Origin of the sequence: Methylotenera sp., assembly GCF_030684185.1 — a bacterium.
Lineage (GTDB): Bacteria > Pseudomonadota > Gammaproteobacteria > Burkholderiales > Methylophilaceae > Methylotenera.
The window spans coordinates 1-22,735 of sequence record NZ_JAUXOY010000026.1 but is presented as its reverse complement, the minus strand read 5'-3'; the positions used below and the strand labels follow the sequence as shown (position 1 = coordinate 22,735).

The 22,735-nt window shown below is 42.1% G+C and carries 22 protein-coding genes; 3 read left to right on the top strand and 19 right to left on the bottom strand.

The features are described from left to right. Positions 1 to 5 precede the first annotated feature (5 nt). The 18 genes from pqqB to Q8J82_RS09600 form a co-directional block, all read right to left on the bottom strand. Positions 6 to 923 carry a pyrroloquinoline quinone biosynthesis protein PqqB gene (pqqB, locus tag Q8J82_RS09685; protein ID WP_304891952.1) on the bottom strand — a complete coding sequence of 306 codons (918 nt, stop codon included), beginning with the start codon at positions 921 to 923 and terminating at the stop codon, positions 6 to 8. Between the two features lie 128 nt (positions 924 to 1,051). Beyond that, complete coding sequence (gene pqqA, locus Q8J82_RS09680; protein ID WP_012777389.1) at positions 1,052 to 1,123, bottom strand: pyrroloquinoline quinone precursor peptide PqqA; 72 nt, start codon at positions 1,121 to 1,123, stop codon at positions 1,052 to 1,054. A 150-nt stretch (positions 1,124 to 1,273) separates the two neighbouring features. Next, on the bottom strand, positions 1,274 to 2,359 hold the full coding sequence (locus Q8J82_RS09675; protein WP_304909234.1) for a 3-deoxy-7-phosphoheptulonate synthase: 1,086 nt from the start codon (positions 2,357 to 2,359) through the stop codon (positions 1,274 to 1,276). A gap of 23 nt (positions 2,360 to 2,382) precedes the next feature. Then, positions 2,383 to 3,522, bottom strand: coding sequence for a histidinol-phosphate transaminase (hisC, locus tag Q8J82_RS09670; protein ID WP_304909235.1), 1,140 nt, complete (start codon positions 3,520 to 3,522; stop codon positions 2,383 to 2,385). A 55-nt stretch (positions 3,523 to 3,577) separates the two neighbouring features. Then, positions 3,578 to 4,660, bottom strand: a complete 1,083-nt coding sequence (pheA, locus tag Q8J82_RS09665) for a prephenate dehydratase (protein WP_304909236.1) — start codon at positions 4,658 to 4,660, stop codon at positions 3,578 to 3,580. A gap of 14 nt (positions 4,661 to 4,674) precedes the next feature. Next, on the bottom strand, positions 4,675 to 5,751 hold the full coding sequence (serC, locus tag Q8J82_RS09660; RefSeq protein WP_305328196.1) for a 3-phosphoserine/phosphohydroxythreonine transaminase: 1,077 nt from the start codon (positions 5,749 to 5,751) through the stop codon (positions 4,675 to 4,677). A 12-nt stretch (positions 5,752 to 5,763) separates the two neighbouring features. After that, positions 5,764 to 8,334, bottom strand: a complete 2,571-nt coding sequence (gyrA, locus tag Q8J82_RS09655; protein WP_304891947.1) for a DNA gyrase subunit A — start codon at positions 8,332 to 8,334, stop codon at positions 5,764 to 5,766. A gap of 122 nt (positions 8,335 to 8,456) precedes the next feature. Beyond that, positions 8,457 to 9,656, bottom strand: a complete 1,200-nt coding sequence (locus tag Q8J82_RS09650; protein WP_305252444.1) for an O-succinylhomoserine sulfhydrylase — start codon at positions 9,654 to 9,656, stop codon at positions 8,457 to 8,459. Positions 9,657 to 9,862: 206 nt separating this feature from the next. After that, positions 9,863 to 11,419, bottom strand: a complete 1,557-nt coding sequence (gene purF, locus Q8J82_RS09645) for an amidophosphoribosyltransferase (protein ID WP_305252446.1) — start codon at positions 11,417 to 11,419, stop codon at positions 9,863 to 9,865. Positions 11,420 to 11,527: 108 nt separating this feature from the next. Further along, the gene (locus tag Q8J82_RS09640; RefSeq protein WP_304909241.1) at positions 11,528 to 12,019 is read right to left on the bottom strand and encodes a CvpA family protein; all 492 of its coding nucleotides are present in this window, start codon (positions 12,017 to 12,019) and stop codon (positions 11,528 to 11,530) included. A gap of 36 nt (positions 12,020 to 12,055) precedes the next feature. After that, positions 12,056 to 12,745: an SPOR domain-containing protein gene (locus tag Q8J82_RS09635; RefSeq protein WP_304891922.1), complete on the bottom strand. Its 690-nt coding sequence runs from the start codon at positions 12,743 to 12,745 to the stop codon at positions 12,056 to 12,058. Between the two features lie 17 nt (positions 12,746 to 12,762). Further along, on the bottom strand, positions 12,763 to 14,157 hold the full coding sequence (gene folC / locus Q8J82_RS09630; RefSeq protein WP_304909242.1) for a bifunctional tetrahydrofolate synthase/dihydrofolate synthase: 1,395 nt from the start codon (positions 14,155 to 14,157) through the stop codon (positions 12,763 to 12,765). Positions 14,158 to 14,266: 109 nt separating this feature from the next. Then, a complete protein-coding gene (gene accD, locus Q8J82_RS09625) occupies positions 14,267 to 15,142 on the bottom strand; it encodes an acetyl-CoA carboxylase, carboxyltransferase subunit beta (protein ID WP_304890928.1) in 876 nt (291 codons plus the stop codon). Between the two features lie 74 nt (positions 15,143 to 15,216). Beyond that, on the bottom strand, positions 15,217 to 16,023 hold the full coding sequence (gene trpA, locus Q8J82_RS09620) for a tryptophan synthase subunit alpha (protein ID WP_304890927.1): 807 nt from the start codon (positions 16,021 to 16,023) through the stop codon (positions 15,217 to 15,219). Positions 16,024 to 16,047: 24 nt separating this feature from the next. Beyond that, positions 16,048 to 17,250: a tryptophan synthase subunit beta gene (gene trpB / locus Q8J82_RS09615; RefSeq protein ID WP_304909243.1), complete on the bottom strand. Its 1,203-nt coding sequence runs from the start codon at positions 17,248 to 17,250 to the stop codon at positions 16,048 to 16,050. Positions 17,251 to 17,322: 72 nt separating this feature from the next. After that, on the bottom strand, positions 17,323 to 17,937 hold the full coding sequence (locus Q8J82_RS09610; protein ID WP_305328195.1) for a phosphoribosylanthranilate isomerase: 615 nt from the start codon (positions 17,935 to 17,937) through the stop codon (positions 17,323 to 17,325). A 49-nt stretch (positions 17,938 to 17,986) separates the two neighbouring features. Beyond that, positions 17,987 to 18,793, bottom strand: coding sequence for a tRNA pseudouridine(38-40) synthase TruA (truA, locus tag Q8J82_RS09605; RefSeq protein WP_305328194.1), 807 nt, complete (start codon positions 18,791 to 18,793; stop codon positions 17,987 to 17,989). After that, the gene (locus tag Q8J82_RS09600; protein WP_305252454.1) at positions 18,790 to 19,422 is read right to left on the bottom strand and encodes a CbiQ family ECF transporter T component; all 633 of its coding nucleotides are present in this window, start codon (positions 19,420 to 19,422) and stop codon (positions 18,790 to 18,792) included. The genes truA and Q8J82_RS09600 overlap by 4 nt, the downstream gene beginning before the upstream one ends. Positions 19,423 to 19,696: 274 nt before the next feature. On the opposite strand from Q8J82_RS09600, the gene Q8J82_RS09595 reads away from it, so the two are divergent. The 3 genes from Q8J82_RS09595 to Q8J82_RS09585 all read left to right on the top strand — a co-directional run bounded on the left by Q8J82_RS09595 (position 19,697) and on the right by Q8J82_RS09585 (position 22,161). After that, positions 19,697 to 20,074, top strand: coding sequence for a DUF2513 domain-containing protein (locus tag Q8J82_RS09595; protein ID WP_305328193.1), 378 nt, complete (start codon positions 19,697 to 19,699; stop codon positions 20,072 to 20,074). Positions 20,075 to 20,240: 166 nt separating this feature from the next. Then, positions 20,241 to 20,429: a hypothetical protein gene (locus Q8J82_RS09590; protein WP_305328192.1), complete on the top strand. Its 189-nt coding sequence runs from the start codon at positions 20,241 to 20,243 to the stop codon at positions 20,427 to 20,429. Beyond that, complete coding sequence (locus Q8J82_RS09585) at positions 20,422 to 22,161, top strand: Eco57I restriction-modification methylase domain-containing protein (RefSeq protein ID WP_305328191.1); 1,740 nt, start codon at positions 20,422 to 20,424, stop codon at positions 22,159 to 22,161. The genes Q8J82_RS09590 and Q8J82_RS09585 overlap by 8 nt, the downstream gene beginning before the upstream one ends. Here Q8J82_RS09585 and Q8J82_RS09580 read toward each other — a convergent pair. After that, positions 22,158 to 22,517: a hypothetical protein gene (locus Q8J82_RS09580; RefSeq protein ID WP_305328190.1), complete on the bottom strand. Its 360-nt coding sequence runs from the start codon at positions 22,515 to 22,517 to the stop codon at positions 22,158 to 22,160. The genes Q8J82_RS09585 and Q8J82_RS09580 overlap by 4 nt on opposite strands. Positions 22,518 to 22,735: the final 218 nt, after the last annotated feature.

Sequence of the window (22,735 nt, the reverse complement as noted above, 5' to 3'; positions counted from 1 at the left end):
ATCCCTTATAAAATAATATCCATACCGTCATAGGCGACTTCAATTTTGTGTTCGTTCAAAATTGCACGCTCGGCAGAATCTTCACGTAAAATAGGATTAGTGTTATTGATATGAATCAACACTTTTCTTACATCACCAAATTTATCTAAATCCTCTATCATGCCACCCTTGCCAGACTGTGGATTATGGCCAATACTGCGCGCAGTTTTAGTCATTAGACCCAAATCCAGCATTTCAGTATCAGTCCAAAATGTACCATCCACCATAATGCAATCAGCTTGATTCATTAATTCAGGTAAGTGTGGCTCAATTTCGGCCAAGCCAGGTGAATACCAACATTTTTTACCTGTGCTGATTTCTTCAATCAGCACGCCTATGGTGTCACCAGCCTGTGGGTTGTTACGATGCGGTGAGTATGGTGGCGCAGCGCTTTTGAGCGACACTGAAGTAAATTTAAGATTTGGTACATTTGGTATGGTGAAGCTTGTTTTACCATCAATCGGCACTTGGTGATGATTAATGCCGCAGTAATGACCCAATATATTAAGTGCTTGATTACCTGAAGTTAAATCACCATACACCATATCAGTACAATAGATTTCACGCTTAACAGTGCCTTCACGTAGCATGTATAAACCTGTGGTATGGTCGATTTGCGCGTCTATTAACACGATGGCTTGAATGCCTGTGTCACGTATCGTGCGACCTGGCTGTAATGCAGGGAAATCCTGAATTTGTTGTAACACATCTGGGGAAGCGTTGAACAACACCCAGTTAATACCATCACTGCTGACACAAATGGATGACTGTGTGCGTTTAGTCGCTTTAATAGTACCCTTACGCAATCCATCGCAATTAAAACAATTGCAATTCCATTGTGGGAATCCGCCGCCTGCGCCTGCGCCTAAAACATGTATATGCATAAACTCTTCAATTCTAAAAAAGATTTATTCTATAAAAGAAACATGGCTTTGCAATTCAAAATCAGTTCTTTTTTGTATAAAAAAAGGCTGTCTTACGGCAGCCTTTTTGTAATTAGCTGAAAGGCTAATTATTTGTTCATTACGTACATTGTTACTTCAAAGCCAAAACGCATTTCTGTAGCTGCTGGAGTTGTCCACATGATAAATTTCCTTTTTAGTAGTTAAGTAATATCGTTGCTGCTTATTTCATTATCGCTACAACGTGATACGAATAATGCGCTCTATTTACACTTCACAACACCGCAAAGTTAATGATTAAACACTAAGTAAATTCATGATGCCGACACATATTAGATTTCGTCATTAAGGTGCTTCTGGCGACGTGCGCGGACAGAGGCGGCTAGAATATCCAACATTTCAACCGTGTCTTGCCATCCTAAACAGGCATCAGTAATAGATTTCCCGTATTCAAGATCGCAACCTGGAGCGTGATCCTGACGCCCTTCATTGAGATGCGATTCCAACATCACGCCGACAATACGTTGGTCGCCGCTAGATAGTTGTGCCGCTATATCACGCGCCACGTCTTTTTGACGCAAATAGTTTTTACTGCTGTTGCCGTGACTGCAATCAATCATCAAAATGGGTGGTAGCCTGGCTGCAGACAAACTCTCGCAAGCTTCATTGACACTTTTAGCATCGTAATTCGGTATTTTTCCACCACGTAAAATCACATGACAATCTTCATTACCTGTCGTTGAAAAGATTGCCGACTGCCCTTCTTTGGTGACTGACAAAAAGTGATGCGGGCTGGAAGCTGTTTTAATCGCGTCAATTGCAACACGTACGCCGCTATCCGTTCCATTCTTGAATCCCACTGGACAAGACAAACCGGAAGTGAGCTCGCGATGTACCTGAGATTCAGTTGTACGGGCACCAATTGCACCCCAGCTAACTAAGTCAGCGACATATTGCGGCGTAATCATGTCTAAAAACTCTGCACCGGCTGGCATGCCAAGTTCATTCACATCTAACAAGAACTTGCGTGCGATTTCCAAACCTTCATTGATTTTATAACTACCATTAAGATGCGGGTCATTTATCAAACCCTTCCATCCTACTGTAGTACGAGGCTTCTCAAAATAAACACGCATTACTATCAATAAGTCTTTAGACAGATTTTTACGAACATCCAGCAAGCGGCGGGCATATTCCAAGCCAGCTTTGGTATCGTGTATTGAGCAAGGCCCTACAACCACCAATAAGCGGTCATCGGTTTGATGTAATATGTGATGAATTTCTTGACGTGTCGCTAAAATATTTTGCGTGGAATCGGCACTTTCTTTCAGGCGACCTAATAGCTCTAACGGTGTAATTAGTTTTTTAATTTCGCGTATTCGTACATCATCTGTGGCTAACTTTTTATATTCACTCATTTATTCATTACTTTTTAAAATTTCTATTTATTTATAATTTCTTCTAGCACTTCTAGAAAACGTGCATTTTCACTGAATAACCCAATACTTACACGCAAGTAGTCTGGCATTTCGTAATTAGCGATGGGTCTAACGATTACACCTTTTTGCAATAACTTTTGATTCACTTCAGCTGCATTTTGCGTGTCACTTTTCACGGCAAAACTCACAAAATTAGCAAATGAAGGTATGTATTCTAACCTTAGTTTGTTAAAGCCTTGTGTCAATTGCACCATGCCAGCTTGATTGAGCGCATAAGAGCGTTCAACAAAATCATCATCAGCAAGTGAAGCCACTGCGGCGGCCTGAGCGATACTATTCACGTTAAAAGGCTGGCGCACGCGATTCATTAAGTCTGCAATATCAGCATGGCACAAGCCAAAACCCACGCGCAAGCCAGCTAGACCGTAGGCCTTTGAAAAAGTACGTGAAATAATTAAATTATCAAACTCGTTGAGCCAGCCAATCGCTTCAGATTTATTCGCTGCTGACAAATACTCATCATAAGCTTCATCTAAAACAACCAGCACATGTTTTGGAACTTGTTTTAAAAATTCAAATAGCTCATCTTTACCAAGTAGCGTACCAGTGGGATTATTTGGATTCGCTACAAATATCATGCGCGTTTTATCGGTAATCGCAGCAAGCATTGCAGGTAAATCATGACCATAATTCTTAGCAGGAACAACTACGCCAGTCGCACCAGTCGCTTGTGTCACTAATGGATACACCGCAAATGCATGTTGTGAATAAATTGCTTCACAACCCGCTGTTAAAAAAGCACGTGCAGCAAGCTCCAGAATGTCATTCGAGCCATTGCCAAACACAATTTGATTGTGTGCAACTTTGAATTTATTACTCACAGCTTCACGAAGTGCAAAACTATTACCATCTGGATAGCGTGCAATATCAAGCAATGCTTCTTGTATAGCAAATTCGGCCTTAGGACTAATACCTAACGGATTTTCATTCGAGGCCAGCTTAACAATATCCCCCACCTGCAAGCCCATTTCACGCGAAAGCTCACAGATAGGCTTACCACCTTGGTATGGTGCTATAGCTCGAATGTGATCGGGGGCCAAATCGGACAAAACTGCGTTAGATAAATCACGGCTTGCGTTCATACAAGAAAAACCTTAAAGACTGGATATTAAAGAGTGAATATTAAAGACAAATGAATTAAATTACTGCGGCAGGGTAAGAACCCAACACTTTAAGAAAAGATGCGCGCTGTTGACACTCTGCAAGTGCTGCTTTTACTTTTGCATCAGCTTGATGACCTTCAATATCAACAAAAAATACGTAATCCCACAGTCCTTGTTTAGACGGGCGAGATTCAAATTTAGTCATGCTCACGCCATGTCTTGAAAGTGGCTCTAACAACTCTACCATAGCACCTGGTATATTTTTAGAAGTCATGACTAACGATGTTTTATCAGCGCCAGAAGCCGCAACATCGTGCGTGCCTAACACTAAAAAACGTGTCGTATTTTTGGCATCATCCTCAATATTTTCAGCAAGAATATTTAAATTAAACAACTCTGCTGCACGCTTACTAGCAATGGCAGCAGCAAACGTTCCATCTGTTGAAACAAGATCATGAATCATCTGTGCCGCACGGGCATTACTCGTAACAGCTTCACGGCCTGCTTTTGGTAAGGTCTTGCTTAGCCACTCATGACATTGAGCCAACGATTGTGTATGAGAAAAAACATGCGAAATTTTCGAAATATCTGTTTGTTTGGATAACAAACAATGGTGAATTGGCAGTGTAATTTCCCCGCAAACTTTTAGTGTGCTAGAGAGCAATAAATCAAGCGTTAAGCCAATTGCACCTTCGGTGGAATTTTCAACTGGTACTACACCATAATCCGCTTGACCTGCTTCTAACGTGCGAAAAACTTCATCAATTGAACCACATACCACTGCACTTCTACCTAAACCAAATTGTTTAAGCGCAGCCTCTTCGCTATAAGTACCTAACGGTCCTAAAAAAGCAATAGAAAGTTCTTTTTCAAGCGCACGACAGTTAGACATCACAGCACGGAATATATTGCTGACAGCCTCATTAGAAAGCGGCCCCTGGTTGTGTTCTTGCAAACGACGCAACACCTGTGCCTCACGCTCAGGGCGGTAAATCACCCCGTCATCTTTAAGAGTACCAATTTGTCGCGCAAGCTTTGCCCGCTCATTTACAAGCTTAAGCACTTGCTCGTCAATGGCATCTATTTGATCACGATGTTGTTTAAGTTGTTCTGACATATTTAATATGCTTCTTAATGCGCGCTTTCAAATTCTTTCATATAGGCAACGAGCGCTTGTACACCTTCTATCGGCATGGCATTGTAAATACTGGCGCGCATTCCGCCCACAGCACGATGACCTTTCAGCTGCAAGAGTCCATGCACCTCAGCCCCCTTCAGAAAGGCATCATTGAACGATTCATCACGCAAGAAAAAAGGAATGTTCATGCGCGAGCGATTTTTAATTTCGACATGATTCACATAAAAATCAGTGGAATCTATATATTCGTAAAGAAGTTTTGCTTTTGCTATATTTTCTTGTTCAATTGCTGCTACACCACCCTTTGCTAGCAGCCATTCGAACACCAGTCCTGCTATATAAATGCTATAAGTAGGTGGTGTATTAATCATGGATTGATTTTCCGCCTGCGTTTTCCAATTAAACACGGCTGGAGTTAATGGCGACGCCTTGCCAAGCAAATCTTCACGCACAATCACGATACACAAGCCGGCTGGTCCTATATTTTTTTGCGCGCCACCATAAATCACGCCGTATTGGCTCACATCAATTTGACGAGAAAGTATGTGTGATGACATATCTGCAACAATTGGTACGCCATTTGTAGATGGGAGGTCAACAAACTCAACACCACTCATGGTTTCATTAGTACAAATATGCAAATAAGCTGCGTTTTTGTCTAGCTTCCAGCTTGAAAATGCTGGGACATGTGTATATTGAACGGCTTCGCTACTTGCAACTACATTGATTGTTCCGTAAGCGCTGGCATCTTCAACGCTACGTTTACTCCAGCCACCTGTCACGGCATAATCGGCAACTTTACCATTTAACAAATTAAGCGGAATCATCGCATTTTCAGCAATCGCACCACCTTGCAAAAACAACACTTTGTAGTTACCCGGTATATTCAACAACGTGCGTAAATCAGCCTCTGTCTTAGCTAAGATACTCATGAACTCTTTGCCTCGATGTGACATTTCCATCACACTCATGCCAGAGCCATGCCAATCTAACATTTCAGCTTGCGCACGTTCTAATACATACTTGGGTAAAACTGCAGGTCCTGCAGAAAAATTAAAAATTTGAGTCATTGAATATTTCTTTTATTGTTCTTCTTTATCGCCTGTATCTGATTCAGAATCATCGCTTTCAACGATTTTCTCTAGCCCTGAAAGCTTCTCACCTTCACCCAGGTTAATGAGGGTTACGCCTTGCGTTGCGCGGCCTAACTCACGAATCTCATTTACACGAGTTCTAATGAGCACACCACCGGTAGTAATGAGCATAATCTCGTCTTCATCATTCACCAGTTTAGCGGCAACTACCAAGCCGTTACGCTCGCTCACTGCAATCGCTTTCACGCCTTGTGTGCCGCGGCCTGAATGACGGAAATCAGCCAGCTGTGTGCGTTTACCGTAACCATTTTCAGTTGCGACCAGTACGGTTTGTTTATCATCATCAGCAATCAACAATGACAGCACTTGCTGATTCGGCGCTAATTTCATACCGCGGACACCACGTGTTGCGCGACCCATTTGACGCACGTCTTCTTCATCAAACCAGACAGCTTTACCACCATTAGAAACCAATATAATGTCATTCGACCCATGGGTCACTTCTGCCCCGATAAGGAAGTCACCCTCATCTAAATTAATCGCAATAATGCCTGATTTACGCGGGTTAGCGAATTCAGTAAGCGCAGTTTTCTTCACTGTACCCAGTGCGGTTGCCATAAAGATGAAATGGTCTTCGTCAAACTCTTTTACTGAAAGAATCGCATTGATTTTCTCGCCCTCTTCAAGCGGGAATAGATTCACAATCGGCTTGCCACGACCAATACGGCTACCTTGCGGCACTTCGTATACCTTCAGCCAATAGACACGCCCGCGGCTACTAAAGCATAGAATGTAATCATGCGTATTTGCGACAAACATCTTGTCGATAAAATCGTCTTCTTTAGTCGGTGCAGCTTGCTTACCACGGCCACCACGGCGCTGTGCGCGATACTCATCCAGTGGTTGAGATTTAACGTAACCAGTATGGGAAAGTGTGACTACCACGTCTTGCGGCGTGATTAAATCCTCTAATGACAAGTCTTGTGCATTTACCATGATTTCACTGCGACGTTTGTCACCAAATTGTTTTCTAATCTCAGTTAATTCGTCGGTAATAATCGCAGTCACGCGTGCCGGTGTCGCTAAAATATTAAGTAAATCGGCAATAATATCCATCACCTCTTTATATTCACTCACCACTTTATCTTGCTCTAGCCCGGTTAAACGTTGCAAGCGCATTTGCAGAATTTCCTGGGCTTGCACATCACTTAATTTATAACCGTTTGGTGTTAGTCCAAAATCTACGCTCAAGCCTTCCGGACGCGAAGCTTCCATAGCAGCACGTTTCAACATCTCTTCAACAACTGGCGATTTCCAAACCTTAGCCATCAAATCAATTTTAGCCTCTGGTGGCGTTGGTGCCGCTTTAATCAGCGCGATCATCTCATCAACATTCGCAAGCGCAACTGCTAAACCTTCTAATATATGGCCACGTGCCCGCGCTTTTTTCAACTCAAATACAGTACGACGCGTAATGACTTCACGTCTGTGGCGTAAGAACGCCTCTAACATTTGTTTAAGGTTTAACAAACGCGGTTGACCATCTAACAAGGCCACCATATTCATACCGAATGTATCTTGCAACTGCGTTTGTTTGTAGAGATTATTCAGCACAACTTCAGCAATTTCGCCACGTTTCAGCTCAATTACTACACGCATACCAGATTTATCTGATTCATCGCGTAAATCCGAAATACCTTCTATTTTTTTCTCGTTGACTAATTCAGCGATCTTCTCGACGAAGGTCTTTTTGTTCACTTGGTATGGCAGTTCGTCTACAATCAAAGCTTGGCGACCGCCACGCTCTAAATCTTCTACATGTGTACGGCCACGCATCACTACACGTCCTCGGCCGGTGCGATAACCCTCTTTTACACCTACAGTACCGTAAATAATACCTGCGGTTGGAAAGTCTGGCGCTGGCACCAGTTCAATCAACTCTTCGATACCCATTTCAGGGTCTTTAAGCAGTGCAAAACAGGCGTCCAAAACTTCATTCAAGTTATGTGGCGGGATGTTGGTTGCCATACCCACCGCAATACCGGAGCTTCCATTAATCAGCAAGTTAGGAATACGTGCCGGCATGATGAGCGGCTCATGCTCACTACCATCGTAGTTAGGACCAAAATCAACCGTTTCTTTGTCAATATCAGCTAATAACTCATGTGCGATCTTTGACATACGGATTTCCGTATAACGCATCGCCGCCGCGTTATCGCCATCTACAGAACCGAAGTTACCTTGTCCATCTACCAGCATATAGCGTAATGAAAAGTCCTGCGCCATACGAACGATAGTATCGTAAACAGCAGTATCGCCATGCGGATGGTACTTACCAATCACATCACCGACGATACGTGCAGACTTTTTGTAAGGTTTATTGTAGTCATTGCTAAGCTCGTGCATTGCAAATAAAACACGCCGATGCACTGGTTTTAAACCGTCACGCACGTCTGGTAATGCACGGCCTACAATCACGCTCATCGCGTAATCAAGGTACGACCGTCGCATTTCATCTTCTAAGCTGATTGGTAAGGTTTCTTTAGCGAATTGATCCATGTACAGACTGACTTTTAATGGTTTTTATGTAGCGTGATTTTAGCATGAAAAGCATGCAAATTAGTAGCGCTAACATTGATTAACAATGCTTATGCTTGTTATGTTAGCGCTTAGGTTTAACGTTATAAAGCCAAAGAAATTAAGTCAGCTTTTAGGTCGTCAACATGTTCTAAACCAACCGCAATTCTGACTAAACCATCAGTGATTCCTGCGGCTGCGCGAGCCTCTGCCGTTACACGGCTATGCGTCGTCGTGGCTGGGTGCGTAATGGTACTTTTTGCGTCACCTAAATTGGCAGTAATTGAAATCAGCTTAGTCGCATCTATTAACGCCCAAGCTGCTTCCTGCAAAGATTGACCCGCTTTAGGTTTAACCTCAAAACTAACAATACCACCACCACTGCTTTGCTGCTGCATAGCCAATGCATGCTGAGGATGCGACTTTAAGCCAGGATAATGAACACGTGCCACCTGTGGCTGCTCCTCCAACCATGCAGCCAAGGCAAGTGCATTTTTTGCGTGAGCCTCCATGCGAATAAATAAGGTCTCCAAACCTTTCAGAAATACCCAGGCATTAAATGCACTCATCGTGACACCTGCAGTGCGAAGAAATCCGTAAACTGGCTCCATTAACAATTTAGAACCTAATACAGCGCCACCTAAACACCTACCCTGCCCGTCTATATATTTAGTAGCAGAATGAATAATAATATCTGCACCTAACTCCAATGGCCTCTGAATCGCAGGGGTACAAAAACAATTATCCACCACTAAATGCGCGCCTGTTTGATGTGCAATATCTGCCAATGCTCGAATATCACATACTTCCGTTAATGGATTAGATGGTGTTTCTACAAAAAACAGTTTGGTTTTTGGCGTCACTGCAGCCTGCCATTCGTCCAGATTAGTCAGTGAAACAAATGTTACCTGCAAACCCCAGCGCGCAAGAATATTGCTAAACAGCTGCACACTTGTACCAAAAATACTGCGTGACGCCACAACATGATCACCAGCGCTACACAAACCCATCACACAAGCTAAAATTGCTGACATCCCAGAAGATGTCGCTACGCATTGTTCCGCCCCCTCTAACGCCGCCAGTTTATTTTGAAACATAGTGACCGTTGGATTGGTGAAACGCGAGTAAATATTACCTGGCTCAGTGCCACCAAAGCGAGCGGCTGCTTGTGCCGCATTTTTAAATCTAAAGCTGGAATTTAAAAACAATGCTTCTGAGTTTTCACCAAACTCGGTCATTTCAGCTCCAGCTCGAACACTTAGGGTTTCTGGGTGATATTGTTGTTCGTTTAAATATTTATTCATATCAATCTCATTTTATCTGGGCATTAAAAAACCCGCTTAAGCAACAAAGCTAAAACGGGTTCTTTTGTAACTCGCTTTAGCTGTATTTATTATGCGCCCGCAAGCTGAGTAAGACCTTGTTTAAGTTAAGTCACTCAAATCAGCGCAATTTCATCTTAGACTTATGCTACAAAATCGTCAAGATACATTTGCATCAAGTTAGATTCTCAGCTGACTTCAGTAGCTTCTTCAGCCGACTCATGATCAAAGCTATCAATCAAATTAAGGTCCATCTGCGTGCTGGAGTTAGAGGGCTTTTGCTTTTTATTGACATCACCACGTGCAGACTCAATGTTTGTTAAATAAGCCTCATTGATGTCGCCTGTTACATACTTGCCATCGAAGCATGAGCAATCAAAGTTTTTGATGTGTGGGTTGCTCAATTTAACATCTTCTACCAGCGCATCCAAGTCTTGATAAATCAGCGCATCTGCACCAATCTCTTGGCAGATTTGCTCATCGGTTCGGCCAGTTGCAAGCAGCTCATCGCGACTTGGCATATCAATGCCATACACATTTGGAAAGCGAACTGGCGGGGCTGCTGAAGCAAAATAAACCTTGTTAGCACCTGCATCACGCGCCATTTGCACAATTTGCTGCGATGTTGTGCCTCGCACGATTGAGTCATCCACTAAAAGCACATTTTTACCCTTAAATTCTATGCCAATCGGGTTGAGTTTTTGGCGCACTGATTTTTTTCGTAGCGCTTGACCTGGCATAATAAATGTGCGGCCAATATAACGATTTTTAATGAACCCTTCACGATAATCCAAACCCAAAGCGATGCCTACCTGAAGTGCACTAGGTCGACTGGTATCTGGAATTGGAATCACAACGTCAATTTTCTTATCCGCCCATTCTCGTTTGATTTTTTCAGCCAGACTTTTACCCATATCTAAACGGGTTTGGTAAACCGATACACCATCAATCACTGAGTCAGGACGAGCTAAATAGACATACTCAAAAATACATGGATTTAATTTCGGATCGTCAGCACATTGACGTGAGAAAAAATTACCATCCATATCAATAAATATAGCTTCCCCAGGCGCTACATCACGGACCATTTGGAAGCCCAACACATCAAGCGCAACGCTTTCAGAGGCCACAATATACTCAGTTCCCTTGACAGTTTCAACTTTGCCAATGACTAAAGGACGTATGCCGTTAGGATCACGAAACGCAAGCAATCCGAAATTAGCAATCATCGCCACAACTGCGTAAGCACCTTTACAGCGCCTATGCACGCCGGCTACTGCATCAAATGCCATATCGGTATTCAACACGGCATTACGTGATGTTTTTTCAATCTCATGCGCCAAAACATTCAGCAAGACTTCAGAATCTGAATTAGTATTGATATGGCGTAAATCTTGACGGAACATTTCTGATTTTAATTGTTCTGAATTGGTCAAATTACCGTTGTGACCCAACACGATTCCAAATGGAGAATTCACATAAAACGGTTGTGCTTCTGCAGCACTAGAAGAACCTGCTGTTGGATAACGTACATGCGCAATGCCTACATTTCCAATCAGGCTACGCATATGACGTGTTTGGAACACATCTTTTACCAGACCATTATTCTTATGCATAAAAAACGTATTACCGTCCGTGGTGACGATGCCGGCAGCATCTTGGCCGCGATGTTGCAAGACTAGCAGACCGTCATACAACAACTGGTTAACTGGATTTTTACCTACAATGCCTATGATTCCGCACATGAATAAAGCCTTAAGTGATTAATTCTGCTATTAAAAATTCTATGATTCTAAAGTTCTGACTTTGATACAACGATTCAAATTTCAAGTGCTCATTAACTACGTGACAATTTAGTCGTATTTAACATGCTTAGCAATGCTTATTGGCATCCAAGGCAACATACTAATTACCAGTGCCTCTATTGGCGCACTAAACATAGCATTTCGCCAACGAGCATCTTTCGGCATATCAGTCAGCCCCGCTAAAAACACTAAGATACAAACAACCAACATTCCGCGAGCCAGCCCAAAAACAGCACCTAGTAAACGATTTAACCAACCGAGGCCAATTTTCTTAAAAATAGCTGAAAGGGCTATTGCCAATAAGCTTGATACTAATAACGTTGCTAAAAATAACACCAAAAATGCGGCTAAAATGCGCAAAGATTCGGTTGGGATATTCACTGGCATCATCGGCAAAATCTGATTCACATAAGTCTTGGCAACAACAAATGCTGCTATCCACCCTAAAATCGATAAAGCTTCTCTAAAAAAGCCACGCATCACACTCAGAATGATAGATAAACCAATAATTGCCAGCACTATATAATCAAAACTTGTCATGTGTTATCTAGTCGATTAGTCGCATCAAAAAAACCATTAATTGTTACTAATCACCATTCCCGATAAATCTGCGGCTTGAAGTTTAGTCAAAGCATAGGCCGCTTCTTGGCGCGAGTTGAAACGCCCTGCTTTTAGCCGAATTTTCTCTCCTTTTGGAGTCGAAATATTTTCGGTACGTGAATCAAGCCCTGCTTGTTTTAAGCGCGCTTGAAGCTGTTTTACATTAGCCATATCAGAGAATACACCGACTTGTATCGAAAAACTTTCACTCTTGATCGAGGGCACCTTTACTTCAGAAGACTTTGATTCACTCGACTTGTTTTCATCTTTTTTAATATCAGGAGATTTAACAGCTACTTTAGCTTCAGCCACCAAAGCTGAAGTGGCTGAGTTTTTATCGTTGGCTTTTTTATTCTCTGTTTGAATTTCATCCGCAGTTTCAGAGCTAGCAGGTCCTTCAATATTAATTGATTCCTCTAAAGCTACCACTTCGGCTTGAGATTCAACAGGCGTTGCATTTCTGTCAACAGACTCAATCTGCTGAACAATATTTTCATCTGGCATGGTTATCTTAATGGATTCTTGCGGCGCTAATGCTGCGCGATCCTGCAAGATTTTCGGCAATACAATCACCATAAAAAGTACAAGTGCAATAGCGCCTACTAAACGGCGGCGTGCACGTTTTTTCAACGCTAATTCTTGATTATTAGGTGATTCGGCTACCATTGCTGTTTCCTTACAGATTAATTTTTTGAGCGGTCATTGATTGCTTGCATCACGCTTGAAACGGTAAAAAAAGAACCGAAGACAACTATTTTATCATTTTCGCCGGCATCTATACAGGCTTGTTGAAAGGCGTTATCGGCATTTTCAAAGGTCTTGACCTCAGCATGCGGATTTACTTCAGTCACAATGCCCGCAAGATCAGTGGCTACTGCCCCGCGCAAATGGTCAATACTTGCAACATACCAAATGTCGATTTCATTTTTAACCGCCTCTACAACGCCTTTGACATCTTTATCTGCCAACATCGCAAAAACTGCAATCGTTTTATCATGATGTAATTTACTAGCTTTTAAATTATCAGCCAGTGCATGTGCTGCATGAGGGTTATGGGCCACGTCTAAAATCACATATGGTGATTTTGATATTGTCTGAAAACGTCCTACCAAGCTAACTTGATGCATCGCACTCGCTATAGATACTTCAGCAACTGGCAAACTTGATTGCAGAGATTCAACTGCTGCGATTGCACAAGCAGCATTGTTTAACTGATAACGACCTTGCAATGCTGGAAGTGGCAAGTTATAAATAGCTGTGCCAGCAGCCTGAGTGCCTGAAACATAACGCCACTTATTTTTAATACTCAAGTCTTTAATACTCAAGTCTTCAACACTCAGGTCTTCAATATCCAAAATGAAATCAAAGTCTTGATGTATGCACATAAAATCTGCCTGAATTTTATGTGCGTGAGCCACTAAGCTAGCTGGCGGATTGTCGTCTCCACAGATTGCTGGCACTGAAGTACGGTAAACTCCTGCCTTTTCAAAACCGATGCTTTCACGCGTATTGCCTAAGAACTCCTGATGATCCAAATCGACACTCGTGACGATTGCACAACTAGGCTCAAACGCATTAACAGCATCTAATCTACCGCCCAAGCCAACTTCTAAAATAGCAACATCAATACCTGTTTGCATAAAGTGCCAGATTGCTGCCAAAGTGCCAACTTCAAAATAAGTGAGTGCGGTTAAATCACCATTTGCATTTAATCTGGCCGCATCTATTGCTTCAAAGGCTGCGCAAAGACTGTCATTGCTTACTTCATCACCATTCACGCGAACACGCTCGTTATAGCGTAGCAAATGTGGTGACGTATAACAGCCAACCACATACCCGGCATTCTTATATATTTGCTCTAACATTGCACAGGTAGAGCCTTTACCATTGGTGCCAGCAACGGTAATAACAATGAAATTAGGCTGTAGTTTAAGCCTATCAATAATGAGTTTTACCCTGTCCAAACCCATCGCTATTGATTTGGGATGCAAACGCTCAATATAACTTAACCATGCGTCTAAGTTTTTAGTACCTATATTTTTAAAACCTGTATTTTTAATAACGGTGCTTTCACTCATGCGGATTACCAATAGGCATGAAAAAGGCCCTAGGTGTTATGTAGAACTTTAAAAAATAAATACTCAAAAATTAGCGGCTAGAATAATGAACATTATGTTAACGTAAAACTTAAGCCGTTACTGGCACCGGCACTGGCAAGCGCATTAAATTAGCTAAAATCACAGCCAATCGATTACGCATTTCACGACGGTCTATAATTAAATCTACCGCACCATGCTCCAATAGGAATTCTGCGCGTTGAAAACCATCTGGTAAGGTTTCCCGCACAGTTTGTTCAATCACACGAGGGCCTGCAAAGCCAATCAAAGCCTGTGGTTCAGCCACAATAACATCACCTAGCATCGCAAAGCTAGCTGATACACCGCCCATGGTTGGATCAGTGAGCACAGATATGAATGGCAAACCGGCCTTACTTAGCTGCGTAAGTGCTGCACTGGTTTTGGCCATCTGCATGAGCGAAAACAAGCCTTCTTGCATGCGCGCACCACCACTGGCAGAAATACAAACGAAGGCCATTTTATTATCAATAGCTGTTTGTACACCGCGAACAAATCGCTCCCCTACTACCGAGCCCATTGAACCACCCATGAACTTGAATTCGAAAGCGGCGACAACGACTGGAACGGCTTTAATACTGCCCTGAATTACAATTAATGCGTCTTTTTCACCAACCGTTTTTTGTGATTCCCTAATACGATCAGCATAACTTTTACTATCTTTAAATTTAAGTGTATCTACCGCCTGCACTTGTGCGCCAATTTCAAATTGACCTTCAGCATCTAACAGCTGCGCCAACCTTGCACGCGCGCCAATCCGGTTATGATAAGCACATTTAGGGCAAACTTCCGAATTGTCTTCCAGATCTTTTTTGTATAAAACCGTTTGACATGCAGGACATTTGCTCCAAAGACCTTCAGGTACGGTTTTTTTATCCCCTCCTACGACACGCTTAATTTTTTGCGGTAATTGATTTAACCAACCCATGCTGTTATCCCCTTTGGTGTATCTTTATGCGTTTATATCGCTATATTTATTTGCAGTTTAATACGCTTGTAGTCTCATTCACCTGCAGCATTAACTGCGGCTTTCAATTCATCCATAAGTGTAGCCACATTGCTCAATAAGTTATCTTCAGTTGAGGCTTCAATTGTTTGCACCATCCGACTACCCACCACTACAGCATCCGCTATTTTGGCTGTCGCTTTTGCAGTAGCGGCATCTCGAATGCCAAAACCGACACCTACTGGCAAATTGGTCTGCTTGCGAATTGAGGCTACTCGCTCAGAGACTTCAACAATATCCAAATTAGCTGCACCAGTCACGCCCTTAAGTGACACATAATAGACGAATCCGCTAGCTTGATTAACGATCAACTCGACACGTTTAGGTTCAGTAGTAGGTGACAACAAAAACACCGGGTCAATATCTCTAGAACGAAGTTGCTGTACAAAGTTTCCGCATTCTTCTGGTGGATAATCAACTGTAATAACACCATCTACATCCGCAGCTTTTGCACGATCGGCAAATACCGCAGCACCAATAGCCTCAATTGGATTAGCATAGCCCATCAGTATAATCGGTGTGGTTTGATTGGTTTCACGAAAAGTTTTCACCATATCAAGCACGGCAGTTAAGCCAACCTTGTGTACTAACGCACGTTCGCTGGCACGTTGAATAACAGGGCCATCTGCCATCGGATCCGAAAAAGGCACACCTAACTCAATCATATCTGCACCATGCTTGACTAAAGTGTGCATCAAATTAACGGTGTGCTTGGGATGCGGATCACCTGCAGTGATGTAAGGGATCAAGGCTGTTTTGCCCTGTTGTTTAAGTGTAGTAAAAACAGTTTGAATGCGCGACATGAATAATTTTTTTAAGAGTTATGTTTAGAGAGTGATGTTTGCAAGTTTAGCTACGGTATTAATATCTTTATCACCACGGCCAGATAAATTCACTAAAATGATTTGATCTTTGCTCATGGTTTTAGCCAATTTTTCAGCATAAGCAAGTGCATGGCTTGATTCCAGCGCAGGAATAATCCCTTCAGTACGGCATAAATTATGAAAAGCAGCCATCGCCTCATCGTCAGTAATCGCAACATACTCCGCACGTTTAATATCTTTAAGCCAAGCATGCTCAGGGCCCACACCCGGGTAATCTAAACCAGCTGAAACTGAGTGCGTTTCAATAATGTTGCCATCGGCATCTTGCATTAAATAGGTGCGATTGCCATGCAATACGCCTACCGGACTATTAGCTGTTAACGGTGCAGCATGTTTACCTGTTTCCATGCCTAGCCCTGCAGCCTCTACGCCTATCAAACGCACATTGGGCACATCAATATAGGGATAGAAAATACCCATGGCATTTGAGCCACCACCAACACATGCAACAACTGCGTCAGGCTGACGACCCACCATCTCAATCATTTGCTCTTTGGCTTCAATACCAATCACCGCCTGAAAGTCGCGCACCATCATAGGGTATGGGTGCGGGCCTGCTACTGTGCCGATAATATAAAAGGTATTGTGGACGTTGGTTACCCAATCGCGCATCGCTTCATTAAGCGCATCTTTAAGCGTTTTGGATCCACTTTCAACAGGTACAACAGTTGCACCTAACAATTTCATTCTAAAGACATTCGGAGCTTGACGCTTGACATCTTCGCTGCCCATATAGACTACGCATTCCAGTCCTAAACGTGCGGCAATAGTCGCAGTAGCGACACCATGTTGTCCAGCACCAGTTTCTGCAATCACGCGTGGTTTACCCATACGTTTTGCCAATAACGCTTGGCCTATGGTGTTATTGATTTTATGGGCACCAGTATGATTCAAGTCTTCACGTTTCAGATAAATCTGAGCTCCGCCAACTTTTTCTGACAAGCGCTTGGCATGATATATAGGACTTGGACGGCCAACAAAGTGCTTTAAATCATAAGCATATTCAGCTAAGAACACTGGGTCATGCCTGTACTTTTCGTACATTACACGCAGCTCTTCTAATGCCTCTACCAAAGTTTCTGCAACAAATGTACCACCAAATTGTCCAAAGTGCCCACGTGCATCTGGCATATCATAAAGCTGCATTTCTAGTTCTCCACGAAATATTTCTGGTATTTATTGTCAACATACATAATCAGTTTTACACAAGTTACATCATTACTTATAAACTTGACGCATAAATGCAGCGATTTTCTCTGCATCTTTTATTCCCTTTGAAGCCTCTACACCGCCACTGACATCTACAGCATACGGGTTTACCTGTTGAATCGCTAATGCAACATTATCAGCATTTAAACCACCAGCAAGAATCACTTGTTTAGTCAACTGTTTGGGAATTAAATTCCAATCAAACACATGTCCGGTACCCCCAGCCACACCTTCAGTATAAGCATCAAGCAACAACGCTCTTGCTACTGAAAAGTCATTGGCATATTGTACCAAATTTGTATCGTTCTTAACGCGAATTGCCTTGATAAAAGGTAGCGTATAACTTGCGCACTCTTCAGGAGTTTCATCGCCATGAAACTGTAAAAGGTCTAGCTTAACTTTTGAAATGACTTCATTTATAAAACTGCTTTCCGCATTTACAAACAGACCCACCACACTGACAAATGCGGGGATATTATTCGCAATTTCCATTGCCTGACTGATACTCACATTACGTGGGCTTTGGTCATAAAACACCAAACCAATCGCATCAGCGCCATGCTCAACAGCACTTAAAGCATCTTCAATACGGGTAATACCACAAATTTTGACTCTAACTCTCAAAGTTGACTTTCACAGATTCAAGCTAATCGATAAAACCGCTATTGTAACGCTAAATGATTACATGGATGCCGCTTTGAGGGCCAAGTTGACTAGTTAGCTGGCTGATGGGTAAATCCCATTTAGCATCGTAACCAACTCCAGTCAAATATAGACCATGCGGAGAAAACGTTGGCGGGGATAACGTCCTGTCGCGCTTCTGCAATAGCTCTTTCATATACTCAGGTGGATGCGCACCTTTACCTATATACACTAGCGCGCCTATCATATTACGTACCTGATGTTGCAAAAATGCATTTGCAGTAAACTCAAACACAAAATACTTACCGGTCATTTTAACTTCAGCCTTAGTCATGCACCTAATCGCCGTTTTTGCCTGACATTCCGAGGCTCTAAACGCACTAAAATCATGCTCACCGATTAAATAGTTAGCGGCCTCAGACATAGCCTCGCCATTAAGTGGCAAATGAAACCAGCCAGCTTTTGTTGCCATTAATGCTGGTGCTACCGGTGCGTTATAAAGCAGGTATTGATAACTACGCTCATACGCTGAAAAGCGCGCATGAAAAGTATCATCTACCACATGCGCCCACTCAACACGAACAGTAGCTGGCAAATGCGCATTTACACCACGCACCCAGGCGGATATTGGTCGCATGCTATCAGTATCAAAATGAACAACCTGGCAAAGAGCATGCACACCTGTATCGGTTCTACCTGCCGCATGAACTCTTACACCATGCTGAGCAATGCTTGCAATCGCAAGCTCAAATGCATCCTGTACACCACAAGCAGATGGTTGGCTTTGCCAGCCACAAAAGTTAGCGCCATCGTAAGCTACTCCAAGCGCAATTCTCAAAAGAAAACCCTTAAGTAAACAAATAGCGAAACACTCAAAATTAAAATTGCAATAATAACTTTATCAATCAATTTAAATGGGAATACTTGCAAAATGATTATCTTGTCGTTCTGTAAATTTTCTGTGGCTAAATTCATACTTGCTAAGTGATTAAAACTAAGTTTAAAGTTTTCTTTAACCGCTAAATCTTCAACATAATCCAGTGTAAGTATCAATCTCGCGGTAAATTGCTCTGTATTAAATCCAATTCGTTTCAACGGTAAAAGTAACAGGTATAAACCAGTCATTAATTGCTCTTTAGAACTAGTTGAAAAAAGTAAACTGAGCGTAGCAAGTGCAATTAACAACTTTGCGATATGCAATAAACCTAATACACAACCCTCGATAGTAGGTGCAAAATTAATTGGAAACCCCTGAATATATTCACCTGGTGTTCCAAATGCATAGATAATAAATATTGAAATAAACAACCATCGCATACGCTTTACTACACGAAGAAAGTCTTTAAATTGTAATTTAGCAGCAAATATGCAAGTAAACATACACAACAACCAAACAAGTCCATTATTCAAAAAACTCATGGATAATAGAATAAATATAAAAACTAAGATTTTAACAAATGAATGCATAGGTATTATTAAGGATCTATTCTTTATTTAATCATAGTGCGTACGTATTGATGCTTAAATTATTAGAAATAAGAATACCGCTTAAATAAAAAAGCCGAGCAACATGCCAAGCCGTTAGGAAATCGTGTTGAAAAGCTAGTACGTTAAAATACACTAGCAGAATATAGTACCAAAGTACAAGTAGTACATTCAAGCCCGCTAATTCTTAGAGTTAGCGGGCTTCTTCTTTGCAGGTACCTATACTTAATTCTACTAACAACATGAAAGCTTAAATATGCAACGAAATTGGGACGTGATTAGAAAAATATTGCTTAAACTTAAAGAAACATCCTGCCCACTTGATGCTAGCGGTTTCGCAGCCACGGAGGGTATCGATAATCAAATTATGATGTATCACTTTCATCAACTAAGTGATGCCGGTTTAATTAAGGCTAATATCCATGAATCTAACATGGGCGACCCTCTTAAGCCTTATGGGTTTGCCATGGCAATGAAGTTAACACTCCGAGGACATGATTTTCTGGATATCATAGAAAACGAGAAAGTTTGGACGGCAACTAAGCAAATCATTACTGATAAGGAAGGTGTGCTAATTTATGACGTGATACTAGCCGTTGCAAGGCGAATCATAGTATCTAAAGTATTTGACTGATAGTTTTCAATAATAGGGATGTCAGCTTAAAGCTAAATTAAAAAGGCGCACAATGTAACGCAAATGTACTTTACAAGTGATTAATTTTGCTATACAATATGCTTCTTATGATTCGACATCCTTTTTTAAAGTAATGGTAAGTGAGCTGATATATGTTGGTGAAATTATGAATCAAACGGATATTAAATCAGAAACGCTAAATTTGCGCATATCCTCAAATCTTAAAGCAGCCTTGCGAAAGGTCGCTAAGCTTGAGCGTAGGAGTCTGGCGAATATACTAGAGGTGCTAATTGCCGAACGATGCGAAAAGCTTGGAATTCCAATCGAAACTGGAGATGCTTTACATAATGACTGAAGCTGTCTTTACTGAATACACCGTTGAATTAGATATATCTGAGACTTTAGCTATAAGTCCCCGATATAGCTTATCTGCTGTAAAGAAATCATCAGGTGCAACCTATACCCCTGATATTTTCGCAGATTTTGTAGCTGAACAAATGATGCGAGTGTTCCAAGTCCCGCCTACAGGCGTAATACGGGTTCTAGATCCAGCAGTAGGTGACGGAGCATTACTGTTAGCACTACTCAACCGAATTCCCGTTGCAGAGCATAGTCGATTAGAAGTATTTGGATACGATACTGATCCGCTTGCCATTTCTATTGCGAACGATCGCCTAAAGCTAAACTATCCTGATGTAAATGCTGAATTAAAAGTCCAAGACTTTATTGACTTGGTGCAAGCCTTCGATTCTACTTGCGAACAATTTGATTTGGTTATAGCCAATCCTCCGTATGTTCGAACCCAAATAATGGGTGCCCAGCAAGCTCAGCAATTAGCTCAAGATTTTGGGCTTACAGGTAGAGTAGATCTTTATTACCCCTTTATGCTTGGTATATCAAGAGTAATCTCAGCGGACGGTGTAACTGGAATTATTACGTCAAACCGATTCATTACTACAAAATCAGGTCAAACGGTACGCCACGCGTTACTAGCTAACTTCAGAATAGAGCATGTTTGGGATTTAGGTGACACTAAGCTTTTTGATGCAGCAGTCCTTCCTGCGGTTCTCTTGGCTAGGGGACAGCCGGATTTTACTGCCGCAACACATCCAACAACGAGCATTTCATTTTCTTCAATATATGAAACTGATGATCCCGCAGATATTGTGGCCCCAGATGCATTGTCAGCCTTATCCATTGATAACAACAAAGTTGCCCTATTGCCCGACGGGCATAAGTTTCGTGTAAGGCATGGCCTGTTAGACAATGGAGGTAATTCACATGATGTGTGGCGTGTGGCCACGGTGGAGGTTGATAACTGGCTAGCTACCGTAAAGGATAATACATGGGGAACATTCGGAGACGTAGGGAAAATTAGAGTTGGGGTAAAATCAACTGCGGATAAAGTATTTGTTCGTAGCGATTGGGATTCATTGCCAGACGGGAAGCCAGAATTGCTACGTCCATTAATCACTCGAAAATGTGGAGCTCAATTCCGAGCAGTAAAACCTAAAGTTTCTAAACAAATCCTCTACACCCATGAATCTTTTGAACAAGGTCGCAGGGCAGTTGATATAAGCTTATACCCTATGGCATCAAGCTATTTAAACGGCCATCGAAAATCATTAGAATCTCGTAAATATTTAATTGAGGCAGGGCGCGCATGGTATGAATTGTGGGTTCCACAAGACCCGGCTGCCTGGTCTGAGCCTAAACTTGTATTCCTTGATATATCTGAAAAACCAGTTTTCTGGATGGATCTGGAGGGGGGTGTTGTTAACGGTGAATGTTATTGGCTTAAAGCAAATTCAGGTAAGGATGCAGATTTACTCTGGCTTACCTTAGCCATAGCTAATTCTACTTTCATAGAGGCATACTATGACCACCGATTCAATAATAAACTATATGCAGGCAGGAGACGATTCATTACACAATACGTCGAACAGTTCCCGCTACCTAACCCTATGAGTCAGGCTGCGCAAGATCTAGTAAGATTAGCTAAAGATATTTACCACGCACAATCATCAGAGGTTGATGATCTAAAACTAGATCTTGATGCCAAGGTATGGCGGATATTCGGCTTTTAGTCAAAGAAATTGCGCGGCAACGGTATTTGGATTTTGCCGTTAATACCTTTTCCATTGAACTTACGAAAACGGGTGAAAAAGTCTTCACCCGTTGTGACAATTAAATGCGTCAAAGTCACTAGACCATCTTCTGTTTTAGCGTAAAAAATTGCGTATCGAGTATCGCAGTGTCTAGGGTTACATTCATTTAGTGCGGGTACATTCAGCTCCTCGGTACTATTAGGTAACACCCAACCCAAATCAATCGTAGGAGATGTCTGAAGTTTAATCTCTAAGAGTTGATTTCTAATATCAGGGAATTGGCCCAAATCTTCATAGCGAGAATACCCTAAATATTCGCAAACCAAGCTATGCAATGCGGCACCCCTGTTTCGTTCCTGAGTTACGCCTGGATCTCTAAACGAGATCCCAATTAGTCCGGATAGTCTCGAATATTGTAGCGCGTCAACTATCTTGTCCAGTTCAGCGACAATTATCTTGTCTAGTTGACGCTGAGATTTTTACTACTGTTTTTGCATAGATGATTTTCTTCGGTAGCTGCCTCCTTCACACTGAATGATGGTGGCATGATGAA

Coding starts and splice junctions, on each gene's coding strand:
- pqqB (WP_304891952.1), bottom strand. CDS start 923: ATGCATATACATGTTTTAGGCGCAGGCGCAGGCGGCGGATTCCCACAA.
- Q8J82_RS09675 (WP_304909234.1), bottom strand. CDS start 2,359: ATGAGTGAATATAAAAAGTTAGCCACAGATGATGTACGAATACGCGAA.
- hisC (WP_304909235.1), bottom strand. CDS start 3,522: ATGAACGCAAGCCGTGATTTATCTAACGCAGTTTTGTCCGATTTGGCC.
- pheA (WP_304909236.1), bottom strand. CDS start 4,660: ATGTCAGAACAACTTAAACAACATCGTGATCAAATAGATGCCATTGAC.
- serC (WP_305328196.1), bottom strand. CDS start 5,751: ATGACTCAAATTTTTAATTTTTCTGCAGGACCTGCAGTTTTACCCAAG.
- gyrA (WP_304891947.1), bottom strand. CDS start 8,334: ATGGATCAATTCGCTAAAGAAACCTTACCAATCAGCTTAGAAGATGAA.
- Q8J82_RS09650 (WP_305252444.1), bottom strand. CDS start 9,656: ATGAATAAATATTTAAACGAACAACAATATCACCCAGAAACCCTAAGT.
- purF (WP_305252446.1), bottom strand. CDS start 11,419: ATGTGCGGAATCATAGGCATTGTAGGTAAAAATCCAGTTAACCAGTTG.
- Q8J82_RS09640 (WP_304909241.1), bottom strand. CDS start 12,019: ATGACAAGTTTTGATTATATAGTGCTGGCAATTATTGGTTTATCTATC.
- Q8J82_RS09635 (WP_304891922.1), bottom strand. CDS start 12,745: ATGGTAGCCGAATCACCTAATAATCAAGAATTAGCGTTGAAAAAACGT.
- folC (WP_304909242.1), bottom strand. CDS start 14,157: ATGAGTGAAAGCACCGTTATTAAAAATACAGGTTTTAAAAATATAGGT.
- accD (WP_304890928.1), bottom strand. CDS start 15,142: ATGGGTTGGTTAAATCAATTACCGCAAAAAATTAAGCGTGTCGTAGGA.
- trpA (WP_304890927.1), bottom strand. CDS start 16,023: ATGTCGCGCATTCAAACTGTTTTTACTACACTTAAACAACAGGGCAAA.
- trpB (WP_304909243.1), bottom strand. CDS start 17,250: ATGCAGCTTTATGATATGCCAGATGCACGTGGGCACTTTGGACAATTT.
- Q8J82_RS09600 (WP_305252454.1), bottom strand. CDS start 19,422: ATGCATTCATTTGTTAAAATCTTAGTTTTTATATTTATTCTATTATCC.
- Q8J82_RS09595 (WP_305328193.1), top strand. CDS start 19,697: ATGCAACGAAATTGGGACGTGATTAGAAAAATATTGCTTAAACTTAAA.
- Q8J82_RS09590 (WP_305328192.1), top strand. CDS start 20,241: ATGAATCAAACGGATATTAAATCAGAAACGCTAAATTTGCGCATATCC.
- Q8J82_RS09585 (WP_305328191.1), top strand. CDS start 20,422: ATGACTGAAGCTGTCTTTACTGAATACACCGTTGAATTAGATATATCT.